The sequence below is a fragment of the Bradyrhizobium sp. AS23.2 genome (assembly GCF_001908185.1).
GTDB lineage: Bacteria > Pseudomonadota > Alphaproteobacteria > Rhizobiales > Xanthobacteraceae > Bradyrhizobium.
In genome coordinates this window covers 1-20,667 of sequence record NZ_LGHM01000039.1, presented here as the reverse complement: position 1 = coordinate 20,667, position 20,667 = coordinate 1, and the positions used below count along the sequence as shown (strand labels likewise).

The following is a 20,667-nucleotide window of genomic DNA, read 5'->3' as shown; positions in this document are numbered from 1 at the left end:
CCGTCTGGAAGCAAGCCATGAGGCGTCTCCGCCGTATCAAGATTCTCGCGACCCTCGGACCCGCCTCGTCAGACCTCGCGATGATCCGCCGCCTGTTCGAGGCTGGAGCCGACCTGTTTCGCATCAACATGAGCCACACCCCGCATGACAAGATGCGGGAGCTGGTGGCGACGATCCGCAACGTCGAGAGCAGCTACGGCCGGCCGATCGGCATCCTGGTCGACCTCCAGGGCCCCAAGCTCAGGCTCGGCGCCTTCGCTGAAGGCGCGGTCCAGCTCCAGAACGGCCATACCTTCACGCTGGATTCCGACAAGACGCCGGGCGATGCCACGCGCGTCAATCTCCCGCATCCCGAGATTCTGGCTGCGCTGCGGCCCGGCCATGCGCTGCTGCTCGACGACGGCAAGGTGCGCCTGATCGCGGAGGAGACCTCGAAAGAGCATGCGGTGACGCGCGTCGTGGTCGGCGGCCGGATGTCCGACCGCAAGGGCGTCAGCCTGCCCGACACCGACCTGCCGGTCTCGGCGATGACGCCGAAAGACCGCGCCGACCTCGAGGCGGCCTTGACCACCGGCGTCGACTGGATCGCGCTGTCGTTCGTGCAGCGCGCCGATGACGTGCTTGAGGCCAAGAAGATGATCCGTGGCCGCGCCGCGGTGATGGCCAAGATCGAGAAACCGCAGGCGATCGACCGCCTCGCCGACATCATCGAGGCCTCCGACGCGCTGATGGTGGCGCGCGGCGACCTCGGCGTCGAGCTGCCGCTGGAGCGCGTGCCGAGCCTGCAGAAGCAGATGACCCGGATGGCGCGCCGCGCCGGCAAGCCGGTGGTGATCGCGACCCAGATGCTGGAATCGATGATCCAGTCGCCGGTGCCAACCCGTGCCGAAGTCTCCGACGTCGCCACCGCCGTCTACGAAGGCGCCGACGCCATCATGCTGTCGGCGGAATCAGCGGCCGGCAAATTCCCGGTCGAGGCGGTCTCGACCATGAACCGCATCGGCGAGGAGGTCGAGCGCGACCCGACCTATCGCTCGGTGGTCACGGCGCAACGGCCAGAGCCCGAAGCCACCGCGGGCGACGCGATCGCGGACGCCGCCCGCGTGATCGCCGAAACGCTGGATCTGCCAGCGCTGATCTGCTGGACCAGCTCGGGCTCAACAGCGATCCGCGTGGCCCGCGAGCGGCCGAAGCCGCCGATCGTCGCGATCACGCCGAACATGGCGACAGGGCGCAAGCTCGCGGTCGTGTGGGGCGTGCATTGCGTGGTGGCGGAAGACGCGCGCGACCAGGACGACATGGTGAGCCGCGCCGGCCAGATCGCGTTCCGCGACGGCTTCGTCCGCGCCGGCCAGCGCGTGATCATCGTCGCCGGCGTGCCGCTCGGCATTCCCGGCACCACCAACATGGTGCGCATCGCCTCGGTCGGGCCCGAGGGCGAGGCGAATATCTAAGTCCGCCGGCGCGCGGCAGACAAAAATATCGAAAACAACCCCATGCAAAGTAGCCGGCTAGTCCGGCGAACGTGCTGCGGTTTTTCGAAAAGGCGTGCTCAGGCAACGGCCTGAGCGCGATGAGGCTTCCGCCTCGATCGCTCTTCGACTTTACGCGCCCACCAGCGCCTTCGTGGTCGGGAGCAGCGTCTGCTGCACCACAAGGCCGCGGGCGCGGGCATCCAAGACGCCGACGGCGCGCAGCGCGAGCAGCGTCACGGTCTGCACCGCATCCCGCATCCTGGCGGTATCGTCGAGATTATCAGGCGCGAGCGGCCCGACCAGCGCCTCATGCAACGCGCCCAGCAGCGCGGTGGCGGCAAGCGCGGTGTCCTGCGCAGGCAGGTGACCGGCGCGCACGGCGGCATCGATCCGCGAGGCGATCTCGCCCGCGATCTCGCGCCGGCTCGCCAGGCGCGAGGCGCTGACATCGACATCGACCGGCTCGGCCAGGATGCCCCAGGCCAGCCTGCGCTGCGACAGGGTATGGACCGCCACTGTAGTGACGGCGGCAGCCAGCGCCGAGGACGGACCGGGCGCGGCATCGGCCGCCCGGCGGATCGCCGCCAGCTCGTCGCGGGAGACCTCGGCGATCAATTCAGAGATCAGCTCGGCCTTGGAGGGGAAGTAACGGTAGACCGTGCCGGCCGCGACACTGGCGCGGACCGCGACCGGTGCGATCTGCACCGCCGCCATTCCGCCTTCCGCCGCAGCCTCCCGCGCCGCCGCCAGTATCGCACTGCGCCGCGCCGCAAGGCGCTTAACCACTTGATGCGTCCGCCGATAAACCATGGCGCGCTTCCTGTCCCACACGCCCGCCGCACGCCCTGCGACCGAACGCTTCGTCACTCAATTCGCTGCAAATCGCCCCGCAAGGAGTGAACAACTATTCAGAGTGGATGACAAGATGCAAATGCGTGGAGCGCCACGCAATGCGGCGAAACCGCAAATACCTAAAATTGCATCGAGCTGATTGATGAAGGGCTGACCACGATCGTTACCGCCATTTTAAGCCAGCTCCCCCACTGTACTTCGGTACTGCGATCCCAATTCGGTGCAGCATGGTCGACACGGACGCCCGGACCGCCTGGCAGCTCTTCCACCTGAACTGGCTTCCCATCGCAGCCATGGGCTGCCTGCTGGCGCTCGGCCTCCCCATCACCGGTCTCAGTCTCGAGCCGGTCGCCTACGGCGTGACGCTGGCAATCGCCGCGTTCCTGCTCGGGAGCGCCTATTGCCACCGGATGGTCAAGGGCGAACTTGCGGATCCGAAGCTTGTGTTTTCGCTCGGCACGATCGGACAGATCATTCTCACCTGCGCCATCGTCGGACCGCTCAGCTACGTCGCGGGCAAGATGAACTGGCCGCTCCAGGACCAGGCATTGCTTGCGATCGACCGCGCGCTCGGGCTCGATCCCGAACCGATCGCGCGATACGTCAACGACCATCCCTGGCTCGCAGACTGTCTTGCCCGCGGCTACGGGCTGATCAAATGGCCGCTACTCGGCATCCCCGTCGTGCTTGCACTGACGGCGCGTTATGTGCGGCTGCAATTGTTCATGCTCGCGATGAGCCTTGCGCTCGCCGTCACCATCGCGATCTCCGCCGTGGTGCCGGCGATCGGCACCTATTACGGACTGCAACTGCCGGCCGCACATTTCCCCGAGATCAACACCGCAATCTATGCTGGACAGTTGCGCGACATCCTCGCACTTCGCGACGGCAGCCTGCACGAGCTCCGGCTGTTCTTCCTCTCCGGCATCGTCTCGTTTCCGAGCTTTCACGCCGCATCCGCCGTGCTCTACATGTGGGCGCTGTGGCCGGTGCGCGGCATCGGCGGCATCGCGGCCGCGCTCAACCTCTTGATGATCGCGGCGACGCCGGTGATTGGCGCGCATTACCTCATCGATGTCGCCGGCGGCGTCGCAGTCGCCGCGGCCTCGATCTGGGCGGTGAAATTCTATCTCGAATGGCTCGGCCGCGCGGCGCGTGTTCCTGCCGCGCCTGCTTCGTCACCGGCCTGGCAACCCAGCCTCGCAGAATAGCGGCACGACAAGCAGCGCGTCTCGCCGCAGCCAATCACATGCGACGTGCGTAGGGTGGGCAAAGGCGCGTAGCGCCGTGCCCGCCAACATTCTCGCAGTTCACTTATTTCCGATGTGGGCACGCTTCCGCCTTCGCTCTTCGAGCTACGGCGGACAAGTCGCTTTGCCCACCCTACGGGTTCCTTGATGCCGTGCGCCCAAAAGAAAAGAGCCCCGTCCAGGACGGGGCTCTCAAAATTCCAGGTTGGTTCGGCCTTACTTGAGGCTGCTCGAGATCGAGCCGAACTTGGTGTTCAGCGTGCTGCCGAGGTTGTTGACGACGGTGATGATCGCCAGCGCGATGCCGGCAGCGATCAGGCCGTATTCGATCGCAGTGGCGCCGGACTCATCCTTCACGAAACGCGCAACGAGGTTCTTCATAGAGTGCTCCCAAAAAAACACGAGGCTACAACTGGTCTGGTCTTTTCGGCTTCCCAGCGCCGCCTGACCATGGAACCGAGCGTAACGGCAAAGAATTGCGCCGCAGTTAACTCAACTGCGTAAACACGGAGCGGTTTGCATGTATTCGTCGATGGTAAACCGAAATCTAAAACAATCGGTTAAATTATCGGGACTTCACTCTGGCGCGGCCGTGATTTACCCGAAGTTATGACCGCCGTGGTCCAATGCCGCCGCTCGGCCAACCCGACAAGAACATCAGGACGACGAGGCGGCGATGTCCCTTTCCTTTGCCAACAGCATCGCGGTGCAGAACCGCGCGCGAGCCTTGGCGCCGCTGTGCGTCGGCGCGGGCACCTATCTCTTCTTCCTCTATGTCGGCGACACGCTGCTTCAGGACTCCGACTCGTTCTGGCAGATCAAGATCGGGCAATGGATCCTCGATCACCACGCCCTTCCCTACACGGACTTCTATTCGTTCACCCGGCCCGGCGAGCCCTGGATCTCGACCTCGTGGCTGTCGCAGGTGCTGTTCGCCATCTCCTATGCGCAATGGGACTGGGCCGGCCCGGTGATCCTCACCGCGCTTGCGGTCGCCTTGTCGGCGGCGATCCTCGTCGACCTGCTCGACGCGCATCTGGAGATTCCGCGCGCAGTGCTGTTCGCGATGCTCGCGGTCGTGCTGTCGCTGCATCACATCCTGGCGCGGCCGCATATGTTGGCGCTGCCCGTGATGATCGCCTGGGTCGGCATGCTGATGAATGCGGCCGATCGCAAGGTCGCGCCGTCATGGTGCTGGCTGCCGCTGATGTCGCTGTGGGCGAACCTGCATGGCGGCTTCGTGCTGGGCCTGGCGCTGATCGGCCCGATGTCGTTCGTGGCGACCTGGGACATGGAGTCCGGCAAGCAGGTCCGGCTACTGTTGCGCTGGTTCCTGTTCGGTGTCGCGGCGCTGGCCGCGTGCTGCGTCACGCCCTATGGCTGGCGCACATTGCTCGGTGCGACCAACATCCTCAATCTCGGCGAGCTGCTCTCGGTCATCTCCGAATGGTCGCCCGTGAATTTCGCATCCTTCAACGCGTTCGAAGGCGCGCTGTTCGGGCTGATCGCGATCGGGCTCTATCGTGGCCTGACGCTGTCGCTGCCGCGCATTCTGCTGATCCTGCTCCTGACCTGGATGGCGCTCACCCATGTCAGAAGCATCGAGGCCTTCGCGTTCCTGGTGCCGCTGGTGCTGGCCAAGCCGCTCGGCGAACGGTCACCGCTGCCGCAGCCCGACACGTTGGGCGGTGCAAGCTGGCCCGCTCGCTACGTGACCGCAACGGGCGCGCTGATGATCGTGGCAGCGGCCTGGACCTCGACCTCGATCTTCATGGCGCATCACCGCTTCACCTTCACGATGGATCAGACGCCGGTTGCCGCCGTCGACCTGCTCGAGAAGCGTGGGGCGCAGCGCATCTTCAACGCGTACAAGTTCGGCGGCTATCTGATCTCGCGCGACGTCCCGGTCTTCGTCGACGGCCGCGCCGAGCTCTATGGCGAGACCTTCGTGATGGACTTCTTCAAGGCCGTGGAGGTCAAGAAGCTCGACAACCTGACCCGGCTGCTGGACGAGTACAAGATCGACGCCACGCTCCTGGCCGCGGACTCGCCGGCCGCCCAGGTGCTGGATCACATCAAGGGCTGGAAACGGCTCTACGCCGACAAGATCGCGGTGATCCATGTGCGGGACGATCAGCAGACCGCGGCCGTGACGTCGTCGAAGTGAGAACGTAGCTCCAGGGCGCTCCTGGCCCTGGGCAGAACATCGCAAGAGTCGTCGCCATGTCGGCTGTCTGCGGCAGACCGGACGCCATATGATTGTAGCGGGTATTGGCGAGCCGGCCTCGGGTATTCGACCAGCTCGTCAATGGGCAGATTTATTCGCCTTACTTCGTAACGTCGAAGTGCCGCGTTTCGGGAAGCAGAGCCATTGCTGCGATGCTGACCAGACTCGTGGCCGCCGTGTAGTACGCAGGCACAAGCGGATCGTGCGTCACGGCCAGCAACCACGTGACGATAAATTGTGTCGTGCCTCCGAATAGGGTGGTTCCGATGGCATAAATCAATGAAAGCCCCGTGCTGCGAATGGCCATGGGCAGCAGTTCTGGAAGAGCGACCAGACCGGCGGAGGCGCTGAGAGCCGTGAGAGCCGCGAGAATCGCGGTTGTCACCAACAGCGTGTTCGCGCTGGGTGCGCCAGCGAGCCAGAGGAACATCGGCACGATCAAGAGCATCAGTGCAATGCGGGGCAGCACCATGATCTTCTTTCTTCCGTAGCGATCGCAGAGGACGCCGGCGGCAAGTGCGAAGATGAAAGTCGCCACGCCCCCCGACCAATACGCTGCTCACGGCGAGCGTGGCCGGCAGCTTGAGCGTCTGGACCGCATAAGTGGTCATGTAATTGCCAACCTGGGTCGACACTGCGCCCGCCAACGAGATGAGGATGCCGAGAGCGAGGTAGCCGCGCTGCCCCTTGAGCAGGGAGCCCACAATCTGCTTCGTACTGCGTTGATCGCCGTCCTGAAGTGTCTCAGGCAGGCTGCGACGAATGTAGATGGCGATCGGGATCAGCGCGAGACTGAACAGGAACGGAATGCGCCAGCCCCAGGCAGCAAGGTCCTGCGGGCTCAGGAGCACGGACACTGTCACCCCTAACAGGCCACCAAAAGCCACGGCGAGGCCCTGGCTTGCGATTTGCCAGCTTGCGTAATAGCCGCGGCGGTGCACCGGGGCCGCTTCGATGAGTAGTGCCGTCGATGGGCCAACTTCTCCGCCGATGGCGAGACCTTGCAGCAACCTGCAAAAGACCACGAAAATGGGTGCTGCGATGCCGATGCTCGCATAGCTGGGCGTTGCGGCCATTCCGAGCGTGCCGAGGGTGATCAGCACGACTGTGAGAATCATCGCTGGCCTGCGGCCGGCCTTGTCGGCGAAGGCGCCTATCAGAATGCCGCCGAGCGGGCGCGTGAAGAAGCCAACTCCAAAGGTCGCAACCGAGGCGAGCAGGCTACCGAACTCACCTTCGATGGGGAAAAAAGCGCGGCCGATGTAGACCGCGAAATAGGCGTAGATGACGAAGTCGTAGAACTCCAGCGCGTTACCTGCGACCGCCGCAACCACAGCAGTACGACTGATGGTCGGGGTCTGCGCCACTCCTGTATCCGATGATATTGGATTGCCGGTCGCGGGCTTCATCGGACTGAGGGTCGTCGCGCTCATCTATGCCTCCTTGTTCGCTGTCATGCGCGGCTAGATCGGCCGATGGCTGGTGTGGTGTCGTGACCGGTTGTTATCGGGTGGAGCGAAGGCCTTCGATGGCCTGCTTATAGGCCTCGCAGCCCTGTTGCCAGACAGCGAGCTTCCAATCATCGGCATCGGGGTAGAAGGCGTCTTTGAGGGCCTGCTTGATAGCCGCGTTTCCTGTCTGATCGACAGATCCCTGGCGGTACAGCCAATGTTCAGCGCGCAGTGCCGTCTTAACCTGGCCCGACGGACGGGTTCCGTACTCGAGGCAGATATGCGTTTGTAGCGCCTCCGGACACTCCTCGGCAAAGGCGGTCTGGACCGGGCCGTTCAGGGGAATGCTGGTCGAGGTCCCGGTTTCGACGGAGGTGAGATTGACCCACCAGCGGCGCGCACGTTCCAGGACAACCGGTTCCTCGGGGCAGGCAAGAATCCTTTCGCCGAACCCGTACGGGCCGAGGCCAGTGTGGATGTCAATGGAGGCGATATGGGTGCGTTGACCGCCGTACTGCTGAAGAATGCGCCTGAACGTCTTGTTGCTCCAGGTCGGCTCGTGGCCCCCGAAGAAGAGGCCATCCTTGAAGGCGTACTGACCCATTGACGTCGCTCGCTGCAGGCCGCGGTCGCCGAAGCGTTCGCGATAGTTGGCAAGTTTTGCCTCGTTGTCGGGGTGTGGCGGCCAGGTCTGCGGCAGGAGAAGATCGTGGATGTCGGCATAACCGGCATTCACGGGCAGAGGAGCCGAGAAGTCGATGAAGTTGCGATTGAGGTCGACGTTTTCCTGCGTCGCGCGGCGGGAATGAGAAAACCCGTAGGGGTTGACTGCATGCACATGCAGGACTGCGACTTTGCCTTCAGATCGGGTTTGTTGGGGCAAGCCGACGTCAAGAGCGCCGGTCTGGATGGCGGACCCGCAATAGCCTTCGACTCCATGGACCCCGCTTATCACCATCAGCAGTGACTCTGCGTCGTCGGGTCCATCAAGTACGACGTCGGTCGCCAGAGTTTCTCCATCAACACCCTGCAGAGGAAGGACGAACGAATTGACGGCAAGGCCGCGCTTCGCCGCCGCTTGCAGGAACTTCGTCCGCGCTTCCACGTAGGTCGCGCTGAATAGCTCGATGGCCTGGTTGTTCATAACTCTGAATCCCTCAAATTCGCGCGGTACGGGAGGCGCAAGCGCTCGGATTGGCGTTTGCGACAGGCCATGCCAAAATCGGCGAAGATCGCGCGAGACAGAGCGCAGTCGTCGATGCGCATTTCCGGATGCCACTGCACAGCTAGTGTGGCGTTCTCTGCGCCTTCGACGGAGAATGCCTCGATCAAGCCATCCGGTGCGGTGGCTTCGATCCGCAGGCCTTTGCCAAGGCGATCAACACACTGGTGATGCAACGAGTTAACCGACACGCGACCCGCCCCGGCTAGCTGCGCAAGCCGACCTCCGGGAACGACGTGGAGTTCATGGCTGTCGTCGTACCAGCGCTGGATCGGACGGCTGTGATCGCCTTCGCGATGATCGAGCCGACTTGGTTGCTCGTGTACAGCCGGGTGCAGGCTGCCACCGAAGGCCACGTTAAGTTCCTGGAAGCCGCGACAGATTCCGAGAACCGGCACGCCAGACGCAATCAGCTTTGGGATCAAGGCCAACACCGTGGCGTCCCGGTCGGCGTCGAGCCTTGTCGTCGCGGGCAAGGGAGAGGCCCCGTAGCGTTCGGCCGCAACGTTCGACGGGCTGCCGGTCAGCAGCACTCCATCTATTCCAGCGATCAGGCTTTCGGCGTCGATTGCGTCGACTGCGGCCGGCAGCAGAAGCGGCAGGGCCTGTGCCACCTCGCTTACGGCGCGCACATATCCGTGGAAGCCAACGTGTGCCGCGTGACCGTCGAGTTCGACACGGTCCGTCATGATCACGACAACGGGACGAGGCCGGGATAACGTGGTTGAATGGAAGACCATATGGCGCAACTTACGGCGGATAGATAGTTGCGCATATTGCAATTAAATTTGCACAATAATGCATAACGTGCAAGTCAAGGTATGATCCCGTGAACACCCGGCAACTTCGCCACTTCCTGGCAGTCATGGAGCTGGGCTCGCTCAGCGCAGCTGCTGAGTCCGTGCATCTCAGCCAACCCGCGCTGTCGCGCAGCTTGCGTGCGCTTGAAGATGAACTACGGGTACCGCTTTTCGATCGAACCGACCGGCGTCTCCGGCCGACACCATATGCGATTGCCTACGTTGAGCGGGCGCGGCGCATCGTATTCGACGCGCGAGAAGGAGCTCGTGAGCTCGAAGTGATGCGGGCAGGAGAACTCGGGCCACTCTCTTTCGGGATGGGGTCGTCGCTGGCCGCCTGGCTTCTTGGGCCGATGCTGCTGAAGTTGATGCATGACGCTCCCAAGCTCAAGCTGCGGGCGCTTGTCAGGACATCGGACCTGCTGATCGAGGAACTTGTCGAAGAGCGCCTGGACTTCTTTGTGGGCGACATTCGTGTCGCCGAACAAATCCCGGAGATTGCTGTCGAGCCGGTCTATCGCTGCACCTTCGGCTGGTTTGCTGCACGAAACCATCCTCTGGCGGGGAAGCGGCGGATTGGCACGGCCGACCTTAAGCGATTTCCGCTGGCGGCAGGCGGCTATCTTGACGAGTCGCTGATGCGGCGTTTCTCGCAGCTGTATGCGCTGCGGATGCCCATGCTCGATCATTTTTCGGTCGTAACAGACGATGTCATGACTTTGCGAAAGCTGATTGCCAGCAGTGACGCCGTTGTGCCAGGAACGGACCTTGCGGTGGTTGACGCCATGCGCGCCCGCGAGGTGACGGCACTCGATGTGCATCCGCCGCTCGAACTGGACATGACCCTTGGCATTGTGCGGCGCCGAGGGCGCACGTTGGCACCAGCAGCTGATCGCGCATTCCAAATCGTTCGAGCGCACTTTGCCGAGGCGACCAAGGAGATAGCGTTTCTAAGGGGGTATCGTAAGCGCCGCGTTCAATTTGGTTGACCGTCGAACTTCGACGCGATCTGAATTGGCCGCCCGCTCGCGCAATTCGTCTGTTTCCCGCGTAAAATCCCCGCCCGCGCACGATAGATTGCGCGCATGCCTTGATGCGACTTTCGGCTTTGGGGCCCTGAGCCGACGTGCAGCGAAAGCCCTTGGCATGTCCGCTATCAAAGACAGAGCGGACCAAGTCCTTGGCAGCCCCCGACTTCCGCTTCTGGACCCAACTGAGACATTGGCGCGGGGCGTCTGTCCCGCGTTTTGCGTTTAGGACCACGGCGGCTCTTCGCTCGCCCCGGCTGCCCCGTGGTGGATCGTGACACCCGCCGACCGCAAGCCGGTCAGCAGTACAGTTCTTACAGAGGCAGGGTCGAATCCAATATCCTTGGCGTTTGGCGGATGTGCCTCGCTACCCTTCAATCGGAGCGCCAAGTGCAATTGCTCGCAAAGGTGCCGAACGACGAGATCGACCTGATCGTCAGTCATCTGCTTTTCCCGCTACCATTTTGCTACCCAACTAGGTAGCACACATGAAAATAGGTTGGTACGCGATTGGACCGCCCCAAGGATCAACCCCACGCGATTGCCCATAGGCGCGCTTTAAATCGTCCGCCTATTGGGACAGACCGGAAGTGACTAGCGGGCGACTAGAACGACGCTTCGACCCGAAGGCGACAACCAGCCCGGTCTCACATCATAGGTAAGATCAATCCTGATCAAGCGGGCAAGCTCGCTGAGCAGCAATTCTGGTGGCAACACAGGAGAACCCATATGGCAACATTCGTCCTTCTCCCCGGGGCAGGCGGCATGGCTTGGTATTGGCACCGCGTAGTCCCGCTTGTTCGCGCGGCGGGGCACGAAGCCATCGCCGTCGATCTGCCTGGCGACGACAGGAACTCCGGTCTTGCGGCGTATGCGGACATCGTCATCGGCGCGATCGCGCAACGAACAGACGTGATACTCGTCGCCCAGTCGCTAGGGGGCTTCACGGCGCCCCTCGTCTGCGTGCGTGCTCCCGTGCGGACAGTCGTATTCGTTAACGCGATGATCCCCGAGCCCGGGGAGACCGCTGGTGCATGGTGGGGCGCCACAGGAGCGGTCGAAGCGCGCGAAGAAGCCGCGACGCGCGGCGGATATGCGACGGAATTAGATGTGGGAACCTACTTTCTGCATGACGTGCCGCAGGACGTGCTGCGCACCGGCCCGGAACAAGCACGCGAGGAAGCTCCCACCGTTTTCGGCGAGCCCTGTCGCTTCGAGCACTGGCCCAACATCCCCGTTCATGTTCTTGCGGCAAGAGACGACCGTTTTTTCCCGGTCGAATTTCAACGGCGCGTCGCGCGTGCAAGGCTCGGCAAGGAGGTAGAGGAAATTCCCGGTGGCCATCTCGTCGCGTTGTCGAATCCGGAAGCGTTGACCGAGCGCCTTCTTGCATATGGAGGGGCCTGACAGGCTCCGTTGCTGTCGCCTCTTGCGGATATCGCACCGTCACGGCGTCGGCTGTCTGGGTTAGACCGGACATCAGCCCGCTCTGCCCAGACCGCCGCTTTTGACCCGAAGCGGGCCACCGCCGCAAATCTACAATTCGGTTAGTGACCCAACTCGGCCTTCGTCGTCATCCCAACACCATGGATGCGAAGGGATCATTGGCTGGGCGTTCGGGTTGCGCCGCCGGCGTTCGCAGTGTCGGCGTCCAATGAATTCCATGATTTCGCGTGTTCGACTGAATTGTATGTTTGGCAACGGCCGCCGAGGCTGGGGCAATTGCAGTGCTGGTGATCGCGAAAATTGCGAAGGCGAGAAATGCGGGTCGAGATTTGTCAATCATTTCGTTCTCCCTATGAATTGGCAAGAAGCAAATCGGATACTCACTACAATACCCCCCAACGCACTGCATGCTGATCCCGAATCGTTTCAGCCCGTCTTCGCCGAAATAGGAAATCGCTTCGTGCTTATTTCGTCAGAGCCGCAGTCGCCGTTCACCGGTCCGTGAACGTGGGAGCCCAACTGGGGCGGTCCAGCACGTGTCCCGTCGGTCCGTGCCGGACCTAACCAGTCGGATGGAATTGTGTCCGATGCGACCGGCTAAAGGTCGCTGGTGATCCAACTCCGATAAGATTTTGGATAGCGGGCCTCTCGCTTCGAGACCATCGTGCGAAAGGATTTGAGAGCCAACTTACCTTCGCGATCTCGGAGAAGGCCGACGCAGCTGAGACGAATCAGCGGATGGTCGTGCGTCGGCGCTGCTTCAACGCGCGCCAACGATCAGGCTCCTTTGGTGCGGTGCATGAGTCCGAAAGTGGCCAGCGAAAGCCCTTGCATGTCCACTATCAAAGACAGAGCGGACCGAGCATCTGGCAACCCAGACTTCCGCTTCTTTACCCCACAGCGGACCACGAACACAGATTGTTCGACTTCGATCTGCCATGCTCATAGGGGCCCTCAGATTTCGCACGCGGCTGAATTCAAAGCCTTTTGCAAGCCGCCAAACGCCTTGAGCCGACAGGGCTCGGTATCGCTGGCGGCCTTTGAACGCTGGAAACTGGCAGTTCGCTTGATAACGGGCGCCGTCGGCTTCGACTTGGGAATCGGCTTGGCAATCGACTTGGCAATCGACTTGGCAATCGACTTGGGACGTGCAGCGGTAGTGACCTTCTTCGGATTGTCCCCATGACGGACGATCGGCGTCGGAGGCTCTGAAGAACCGATACTGATGTCTTCCGGCGGAACAATGCGCGGCGGAGCAATGCGTTCGTCGACCAAGGAAGCCTGTGCCGGCCTCTCGCTACTCACGGCGGCAACCTCAAGGCGATCGGCCTTCGCCAACGCGCCATGTGAATCGGAAATGTCTGCGTTTGGCTCGGCAAGGGGCTGGACGATCGCGACTGCGCGGCGCGGTGGAGCTCTGAGCTCCATTGCTGACAGCACTCCTACACCCAACACGATAAGCAGGCCCAACAACGCGATTCTCAGCATGATGCGCCTCTAACCTTGAGTTAGTGCCGCTGAAAATTCTCCGCTCCAATGAGGCAACTTGTCGGCGGCTGCCGAGCCACGCACGGATCATTTGCCGACAGGGTTAACGTCGGCGGTACTCCCAACACGTACCGAGACCGCCGCTGCCCATGTCGGTTTCCGGGAATAGACCGGAGCTGGTTCAGGTCGTGGCAGAAGGTCTGTGAGTGACCCATCTCGGACGTTGCGTCGGCAGAAAATACGCGAAGATTTCGACACAATCTTGTGGTGAGCCTTCGACTAGCTACATCTAGTAGTTAGGAGGCATCTTTGGGGCTCAAGACATGTTTTGCTTATTCCCTGATACTTTGTTGTTTGGCATATCCCGCGCGGGGCGCTGGCATCCAGTTGCTCGAAACTCCAACGCTCACGGGCTCCATTTGGTATCCATGCGCAGCTAAGCCGCAGAGTGTGCCGCTTGGCAGCCTCGCGGTGCCCTTTACCAATTCCCTTGAAGGCGTGAAGGATTGTCCTGTCGCTGGCGCGAAGCTGCCTCTGGTGGTCTTCTCCCACGGTCGCGGCGGCTGGTTCGGTCTCCATCATGACACAGCAGAGGCGTTGGCCGACGCCGGCTTTGTCGTTGCAGCCATTAATCATCCGGGTGACAACGGCAACGACACCTCGCAGAGCGAAACCCTGTCGGGTTGGGCCTCGCGGCCGGCCGATATGGTTCACCTAATCGATTTTATGCTGAAGGATTGGAAGGACCGAGACGCGATCGACCCGTCAAAAATTGGGCTCTTCGGCTTTTCGAAGGGTGGGTACACTGGGCTGGTGCTCGCAGGTGCCACTCTCGATTTCCAGAGGACTGCATCTTCCTGCAAAGATAACTCCCGCTTTTGCGAGCAGGTACGGAGCGGCGATGTCCCAACGAACCTGCCGCGAGACACTCGGATCAAGGCTGCTGTAATTGCCGATCCTGCACCGACTGTGGCATTCACAAAGAGTACGTTGTCACCCATCGACATCCCATTGCAGGTCTGGCGATCTGAATCAGGCGCCAAAGATCGGGGCGTTGATCCGGAGGGCGTTGCGCGTGTCCTGGAGGCTTTGCCGGGCCAACCCGAGGTTCATATCGTGCCAGCTGGTCACTTCGCGTTCCTGCCGCCGTGCTCGCCGGAGCTTGCCACCAACCTGCCACGCTTCTGCGCCGATCCGGTGGGCTTCGATAGGGCAGCCTTTCACCGCGACTTCGACGCAAGCGTCCTACGATTCTTTCGTGAGCACCTGTGAGCGATGGGAGTATCCACCAAGGCCGCCTAGTCGGCATCCTCGAAAGGACTGCTTCTGGCCCTGAGCTGAACAACGCAACAGCCGCTGCCATGTCGGCTGGTCGCGGGAAACCGGACGCCACAGGATCGTTGGGCTGACTGCCGCTTTTGGACCCGAAGCAGTCGAACCAGCATATCGGCTTTTGGACGAGACCCTCCGGCAATGCAGCCGCATTGTTCGACGACGAATCGCAGGCACCTCTGCCCGGCCTTGTCAGAGCCAAATCGAAGTCCATCGGCGACCGGTGGCGGCTGCCTCCGCCTTCGGCTGCATCGCTCCGGTCAAGAGAGGCTTAGTTCGCGCGCGGTGGCGGAAAGAAGAATTTGGCCAGGCGAACTTCGACCCCGATGTTCTCCCGCAGCCCACCCGTCGCCTGGAAATCGTGAAACACATCACCAGCTATGGTGAAATCCTGAGCGAGCGGGACTTGAAATTGGAAATGGCCCCTCAAGAAATCATCTCGACCAAGCGACATATTGGGCTGAGGTATCGAGATCGGCAGTCCGGCGGCGACGAATCTGCCGTTTGTACCAATTTGCTCGCCTCCCCAAGACTTCTCTATGCCGACGGCGGCAAACAGGAACGTGCTCGGATTATAGCGCAGGAATGCCTTGACGTCATACGACGGCTGCTGCGTCAAACTATCGTATCGCAGGACTCCGGGGAACGGGGCCCCAGGCGGATTGACCACCTCGAGAGGACTTCTGCCGTTGCTGTGGAACGATGCATTGGCGATCAGATCGAAAAACCACCCGTTAAGGCTTGGCGAAAGCTTTCCAAGTCCCTCGGTGTAACCAAACTGAGGGGTGTCGGTGAGCTGCCCCGGTGTCGAGACATTCACCGCGGCTGTGTTGTCGAAGCTGCGCCCGAGCGGCAGCCAGAGAAAATTCGTGATTCCGAACCAGCGCTGGACCTTTGCGTCGGAGATGAAGAAATAGGTCATGTGAAACACGGGGTCGACGAGCCCTCCGGCAACACGGTTGTTCGTGCCCGGGATATTCACATCCGTCAGTGTCGCAAATGGCAGGTCTGCTTCGATCACGAAGGGATGATCCGCGATCTCGGAAAAATAGGTCACGCGCGTAAACTCTATCCAGGTGTTGGCGTGCGAGCCTGGTAGGGCATGTCCGGTGGGATCGACAAACGCATCGGCATGCGCAAAGCTTGCGTATTGGAACGCAATGAAGGTTCCGATCGGAAGCGAGCCGCCCTGGTAGTCTCCTGCGTATGTTCTTGGGTTGTTGTCGGAGGCCGCGATTGCGCGTGTATTGCCTCCGATGATGCTGCCGAGCAGCGCGGCGATTCCAATTGAAAGGACACTCCACCAGGATTTCGCCGACATTCCTCTCTCCTGCTGTTCGTTCGGCCAAGGCCGATTTGGTTTGGATCCCCTTGCGTAGATTGCAATTAGAGATGGTACTCCTGACGGAGACGAATGCTGTAATCGCCTTGCAACAGTGCGCATAAAAGCTGAAGAGGCAGAAGCACTGCCATAACCGTCGTATCTTGATTTCACTTGGTATCAAAACGGCAACGCAGTTGGCGTCACGATGCCCCCGACGTTGCTCGAGCTCGGGCTGTCCAGGTTCAACCTTCCCCAATGGGGAGAGACGATCCGAGTGCTGGACTCGCACCAGCTTCGATCAAGAACAGATCCCTTGTCAGTCATCAATTCCCCGTCTGCAGCTCGCCAAAGCGCTCCCAGCTCTTGCCGTTGAAGCGCATGAACTGCATCTGGTCGACCGGGACATGGTCGGTTGTGCCAGTGTTGACCTTGATGCCGGGCAGCAGCATCGGCAATTCGAGATCGTGGATCGCGAACGCCTGCATCAAAATGTTCTCGGTCGACAGATCGTCGCCGCAGGCTTTCAGCACCGCCTCCAGCGCCATCGCGCTGTTGTAGGAATTGACGTAGTTGGTGTCGTGCAGGTCGGCCTCCGGCACATATTTCGTCATGAACTCGCGCCAGCCTTTGACGCCCGGGTCGTCCTTCCAGGCGGGATCGTCCGGGTCCTTCACGTAGGCGGTGGAGAGAATGCCGGTGCCCGCTTCCAGTCCCGCAGGTTCCATCACGGTCGAGACCCACACCGCGACATTGGAGAGGAACGTCATCGGCCGCCAGCCGATCTCGAAGGATTTGCGGATCGCCTGCGCCGCGAATTTCGGCGTCGCCGCGATCACGAACACATCGGCGCCTGAGGCCTTCAGCTTCACGATCTGGGAATCGATGGTCGGATCCTGGATCTCGTAGGTCGCGCTGGTGACGACGGAATCGTATTTGTCGCCGAGCACGTCCTTGAGGCCCGCGAGATAATCGCGGCCGTAATCGTCGTTCTGCGAGATGACAGCGAACTTCGCATTCGGATTTTTCGCCAGCGCATAGCGCGCATAGAGCCGCGCCTCGTAGCGGAACGGCGCCTGCACGCCCATCGTCGCCTGCGGATATTGCGCGATGTCGGCGAATTTCGAGGCGCCGGAGCCGATGAAGAGCTGCGGCACGTTCCTGGCCTGGAGATATTTGGCGATCGCCGTGTTGTGGGCGGTGCCGATCGAGGAGAAGATCAGCGCGACCTCGTCGCTCTCCACCAGCCTGCGCGTCTGCTCGACCGATTTCGGCGGTGCGTAGCTGTCGTCGAGCGAGATCAGATTGACCTTGCGGCCATTGATGCCGCCCTTCTCGTTCAGCATCTTGAAGTAACCGACCTCGCCCTTGCCGAGCGCGCCGAAGGCCGAGACCGGCCCGCTATAGGGCATGGTCTGGCCGATTTTGATTTCGGTTGCGGTGACGCCGCGCATCTCGGCGGCGAGCGAGGCGGCAGGCAGCAGCAGGATTGAAACGGCGCCAAGCGCACCCAATGCCAAACGCATCGGCTTCCCCTCCCCTTTGTCATTTTGCACGCGCTTCTCGAGGGCGCGGCCGGGTGAGAGGATGCCACGACGTCGCGGTGGACTCCAATCATTCCGGCGTCCAGGATCGTAGGGTCGACCCAAAGGCCGCGCAAACCGCTGCAGCATGGGCCCGGCTCTGCAGCCGCACCGCCTGCTGGACGATGCTTCGCATCGCCAGGGGGACGCTGCGCTGCGTCCGGGGCACGAGACCGGAGTTTCGAGCGCAAATGCAGCAACATCGTCGTTGCGAGCGCAGCGAAGCAATCCAGAGTCTTTCCGCGGATACATTTCTGGATTGCTTCGCTGCGCTCGCAATGACGGGGCATAGTGACGAAACACGCGTTCCTCTCGTGTCCCGGACGCGCTGCAATGCTCTTGGCGTTGCGGCGCAGAGCCGGGACCCAGAAGGCAACACGGTACGACGCGGAGAAATAGGCCCCGGCTCTGCAGTGCACCGCCGAAGGGGCGCTGCGCTGCGTCCGGGGCACGAGACCGGAGTTTCGAGCGCAGCTACATCAACATTGCCATAGCGAGACGCCGAAATGCCGGTTCGCAAATGCGCCGTTGGACAACAAAAAACGCGGCGTTGCCGCCGCGTTTTTCAATTCGATCTGCCGCTCGTGACTACGCCTGCGGCTGCGGCTCCAGGCCGGGATCCGGATCGGGGCGCGGACGCGACTTGCCGGCCGGGGGCACGGCGGAGGCGCGCGGCGTGGCCGGCTCCAGCACGGACTCACGGTTCGGCTTCTTGCCCTTGAGGAGATCGACGATCTCGTCGCCGGACAGCGTTTCGAACTCGAGCAGGCCCTTGGCCAGCGCCTCGAGGTCGGCATGCTTCTCGGTGAGGATGCGGGTCGCTTCCTTGTAGCCTTCCTCGACCAGGCGCCTGATCTCGGAGTCGATCTTCTGGACGGTTGCCTCGGAGGCGTTCTGCGTCCGCGAGACCGACATGCCCAGGAAGACCTCGTCCTGGTTCTCGCCGTAGGAGACGGTGCCGAGCTCTTCCGACAGGCCCCAGCGCGTCACCATCATGCGCGCAAGCCGCGTGGCCTGCTCGATGTCGGAGGCGGCGCCCGAAGTCACCTTCTCACGGCCGAAGATCAGCTCTTCGGCGACGCGGCCGCCCATCATGATGGCGAGGCGCGAGGTCATCTGCTCCAGCGACATCGACAGCTTGTCGCGCTCGGGCAGCTGCATGACCATGCCGAGGGCACGGCCGCGCGGGATGATGGTTGCCTTGTGGATCGGATCGGTCGCGGGCACGTTGAGGCCGACGATGGCGTGGCCGCCCTCGTGATAGGCCGTCAGCAGCTTCTCTTCCTCGGTCATGACGAGCGACTTGCGCTCGGCGCCCATCATCACCTTGTCCTTGGCCTCTTCGAACTCGGCCTGCGTTACCATGCGCTTGTTGCGGCGCGCGGCGGTCAGCGCGGCTTCGTTGACGAGGTTCATCAGGTCGGCGCCGGAGAAGCCCGGTGTGCCGCGCGCGATGGTCTTGAGGTTGATATCCGGCGCCAGCGGCACCTTGCGGACGTGAACCTTGAGGATCTGCTCGCGGCCGACGACATCGGGATTGGGCACCACGACCTGGCGGTCGAAGCGGCCGGGACGCAGCAGCGCGGGATCCAGCACGTCGGGACGGTTGGTCGCGGCGATCAGGATCACGCCTTCGTTGGCCTCGAAGCCGTCCATCTCGACCAGCAGCTGGTTCAGCGTCTGCTCGCGCTCGTCGTTGCCGCCGCCGAGACCGGCGCCACGGTGACGGCCGACCGCGTCGATTTCGTCGATGAAGATGATGCAGGGCGCATTCTTCTTGGCCTGCTCGAACATGTCGCGGACGCGGCTGGCGCCGACGCCGACGAACATCTCGACGAAGTCGGAACCGGAAATCGTGAAGAACGGCACGTTGGCTTCGCCCGCGACCGCGCGCGCGATCAGGGTCTTACCGGTGCCGGGAGGGCCGACCAGCAGCACGCCGCGCGGAATACGGCCACCGAGGCGCTGGAACTTGCCGGGGTCGCGCAGGAATTCGACGATCTCCTGGAGGTCCTGCTTGGCCTCGTCGACGCCGGCGACGTCCTCGAAGGTGACGCGGCCATGCGCTTCCGTGAGCATCTTGGCCCGCGACTTGCCGAAGCCCATCGCCTTGCCGGCGCCGCCCTGCATCTGCCGCGACAGGAAGATCCACACGCCGATCAGCGCAATGAACGGGAGCCAGGAGACCAGCAGCGAGACGAACCACGGCACGTTGTCGCCCGGCGGCTTCGCAGTGATCTGGACCTTGCTGTCGTACAGGCGCTTCACCAGCGTCGGGTCGTTCGGCGCATAGGTCTGGAAGCTCGAGCCGTTGGTGAAGGTGCCGTGGATGTCCGGGCCCTGGATCACGACGTCGCGCACATTGCCGCGGTCAACCTCGCTCAGGAGCTGGGAAAACGCGATGTCCTGCGAGGAGGCGCGCTGACCCGGATTCTGGAAGAGCGTGAACAACGCCAACAGCAGCAAAACAATGATGACCCAGAGGGCGAAATTGCGCAGATTGGCGTTCATCGATCTTCCTTCGTGGTCGCGCGGATCGCGGCCCTGATCCTTCAGGAGCTACTTGGGCAATACGAGGAAATCCCCAAGGAATCCTCTCGGTTGGATGCATACAATTTAGGTGCCGCCCCGCTCGCTGCCAAGGGAACGAGATGGGACTATTTAGCCCATCTTAGGCCGATTCCCGCTGAAATAATGGCGGCCGATTCGGGGTTTTTCCTGCCTGGTTAAGGTGCCCTGACGGCGTGCTGCGGAAACGGCCGGTGTCATGATCCGCCCTGTCCGCTCCTATCCGCCTTTGGACCGCCGGGCCGGCGCCGGCGCGATGTGGATACGCCCCCGGGCAAGGCTGATCAAGGCTCCCGCAAGCGTCTGCTTCAGGACCGGCCGGCCATTTGCGGCTGCGCGGGGACCTGTGGCAATCGCCTGATCGAGCGCCGCCATCAGTGTTTCGACCTTGCCGAGTTCCGCCGGCCCCTCATGCCCCACGGCGTCGATGGCCCGCAGCAGCAGCCGCAGCCGGACTTCCTCCGGCAAGGCCGCAAACGCGGACGCTTCGAAACTGCGAACGCCTGGCTGCGGCGCAACGCCGCGATCCCGCAAAAGGAGGAAGCGCTCGGCGCCGTCGGCCAGTACCTCAACCGCCGCATTGGCGCGCGCCAGCCTTGCCGCGAGCCGCGCCAGGTTGCGGGC

The 20,667-nt window shown here is 62.4% G+C and carries 16 protein-coding genes and 2 pseudogenes; 6 read left to right on the top strand and 12 right to left on the bottom strand.

Translation table 11 applies throughout. From position 1 onward, the window contains the following. Window positions 1–17: 17 nt before the first annotated feature. A complete protein-coding gene (pyk, locus tag AC630_RS08755) occupies window positions 18–1,454 on the top strand; it encodes a pyruvate kinase (RefSeq protein ID WP_074118080.1) in 1,437 nt (478 codons plus the stop codon). Between the two features lie 150 nt (window positions 1,455–1,604). Here pyk and AC630_RS08750 read toward each other — a convergent pair whose 3' ends face one another. Then, window positions 1,605–2,285: a TetR/AcrR family transcriptional regulator gene (locus tag AC630_RS08750; RefSeq protein WP_074118081.1), complete on the bottom strand. Its 681-nt coding sequence runs from the start codon at window positions 2,283–2,285 to the stop codon at window positions 1,605–1,607. 269 nt (window positions 2,286–2,554) lie between these two features. On the opposite strand from AC630_RS08750, the gene AC630_RS08745 reads away from it, so the two are divergent. Next, window positions 2,555–3,538, top strand: a complete 984-nt coding sequence (locus AC630_RS08745; RefSeq protein WP_074118079.1) for a phosphatase PAP2 family protein — start codon at window positions 2,555–2,557, stop codon at window positions 3,536–3,538. A gap of 255 nt (window positions 3,539–3,793) precedes the next feature. Here the strand turns inward: AC630_RS08745 and AC630_RS08740 are convergent, their stop codons facing one another. Then, window positions 3,794–3,958 (bottom strand): Flp family type IVb pilin, encoded by a 165-nt coding sequence (locus tag AC630_RS08740; RefSeq protein WP_018641576.1) that lies wholly within the window; start codon window positions 3,956–3,958, stop codon window positions 3,794–3,796. Between the two features lie 295 nt (window positions 3,959–4,253). On the opposite strand from AC630_RS08740, the gene AC630_RS08735 reads away from it, so the two are divergent. Next, a complete protein-coding gene (locus AC630_RS08735) occupies window positions 4,254–5,744 on the top strand; it encodes a hypothetical protein (RefSeq protein WP_074118078.1) in 1,491 nt (496 codons plus the stop codon). 160 nt (window positions 5,745–5,904) lie between these two features. Here the strand turns inward: AC630_RS08735 and AC630_RS46800 are convergent, their stop codons facing one another. From AC630_RS46800 to AC630_RS08720, 4 genes and pseudogenes are all read right to left on the bottom strand, one after another. After that, complete coding sequence (locus tag AC630_RS46800; RefSeq protein ID WP_245330309.1) at window positions 5,905–6,342, bottom strand: MFS transporter; 438 nt, start codon at window positions 6,340–6,342, stop codon at window positions 5,905–5,907. A 31-nt stretch (window positions 6,343–6,373) separates the two neighbouring features. Beyond that, a pseudogene (locus tag AC630_RS46795) lies at window positions 6,374–7,213 on the bottom strand (MFS transporter); the annotation flags it as partial. 94 nt (window positions 7,214–7,307) lie between these two features. Continuing rightward, entirely contained in the window at window positions 7,308–8,399 is a 1,092-nt protein-coding gene (locus AC630_RS08725) for a M14 family metallopeptidase (protein WP_074118077.1), read from the bottom strand. Then, entirely contained in the window at window positions 8,396–9,217 is an 822-nt protein-coding gene (locus AC630_RS08720; protein ID WP_074118076.1) for a gamma-glutamyl-gamma-aminobutyrate hydrolase family protein, read from the bottom strand. The genes AC630_RS08725 and AC630_RS08720 overlap by 4 nt, the downstream gene beginning before the upstream one ends. An 89-nt stretch (window positions 9,218–9,306) precedes the next feature. On the opposite strand from AC630_RS08720, the gene AC630_RS08715 reads away from it, so the two are divergent. Next, a complete protein-coding gene (locus AC630_RS08715; protein ID WP_074118075.1) occupies window positions 9,307–10,266 on the top strand; it encodes a LysR family transcriptional regulator in 960 nt (319 codons plus the stop codon). 768 nt (window positions 10,267–11,034) lie between these two features. Further along, complete coding sequence (locus AC630_RS08705; RefSeq protein WP_074118073.1) at window positions 11,035–11,712, top strand: alpha/beta fold hydrolase; 678 nt, start codon at window positions 11,035–11,037, stop codon at window positions 11,710–11,712. Between the two features lie 166 nt (window positions 11,713–11,878). Here the strand turns inward: AC630_RS08705 and AC630_RS43570 are convergent, their stop codons facing one another. Then, a complete protein-coding gene (locus tag AC630_RS43570) occupies window positions 11,879–12,091 on the bottom strand; it encodes a hypothetical protein (protein ID WP_143197912.1) in 213 nt (70 codons plus the stop codon). 614 nt (window positions 12,092–12,705) lie between these two features. After that, window positions 12,706–13,239, bottom strand: a complete 534-nt coding sequence (locus AC630_RS08700) for a hypothetical protein (protein WP_074118072.1) — start codon at window positions 13,237–13,239, stop codon at window positions 12,706–12,708. 309 nt (window positions 13,240–13,548) lie between these two features. Between AC630_RS08700 and AC630_RS08695 the strand changes: the two genes are divergently transcribed. After that, on the top strand, window positions 13,549–14,511 hold the full coding sequence (locus AC630_RS08695; RefSeq protein WP_074118071.1) for an alpha/beta hydrolase family protein: 963 nt from the start codon (window positions 13,549–13,551) through the stop codon (window positions 14,509–14,511). A gap of 331 nt (window positions 14,512–14,842) precedes the next feature. Here the strand turns inward: AC630_RS08695 and AC630_RS08690 are convergent, their stop codons facing one another. From AC630_RS08690 to AC630_RS08665, 4 genes and pseudogenes are all read right to left on the bottom strand, one after another. Then, window positions 14,843–15,892 (bottom strand): transporter family protein, encoded by a 1,050-nt coding sequence (locus AC630_RS08690; protein ID WP_074118070.1) that lies wholly within the window; start codon window positions 15,890–15,892, stop codon window positions 14,843–14,845. A 326-nt stretch (window positions 15,893–16,218) separates the two neighbouring features. Then, window positions 16,219–17,418: an ABC transporter substrate-binding protein gene (locus tag AC630_RS08685; protein ID WP_074118069.1), complete on the bottom strand. Its 1,200-nt coding sequence runs from the start codon at window positions 17,416–17,418 to the stop codon at window positions 16,219–16,221. A 645-nt stretch (window positions 17,419–18,063) separates the two neighbouring features. Continuing rightward, window positions 18,064–19,986, bottom strand: coding sequence for an ATP-dependent zinc metalloprotease FtsH (gene ftsH / locus AC630_RS08675; RefSeq protein WP_074118067.1), 1,923 nt, complete (start codon window positions 19,984–19,986; stop codon window positions 18,064–18,066). Window positions 19,987–20,262: 276 nt separating this feature from the next. Then, window positions 20,263–20,667: pseudogene (locus AC630_RS08665) on the bottom strand (tRNA lysidine(34) synthetase TilS); the annotation flags it as partial.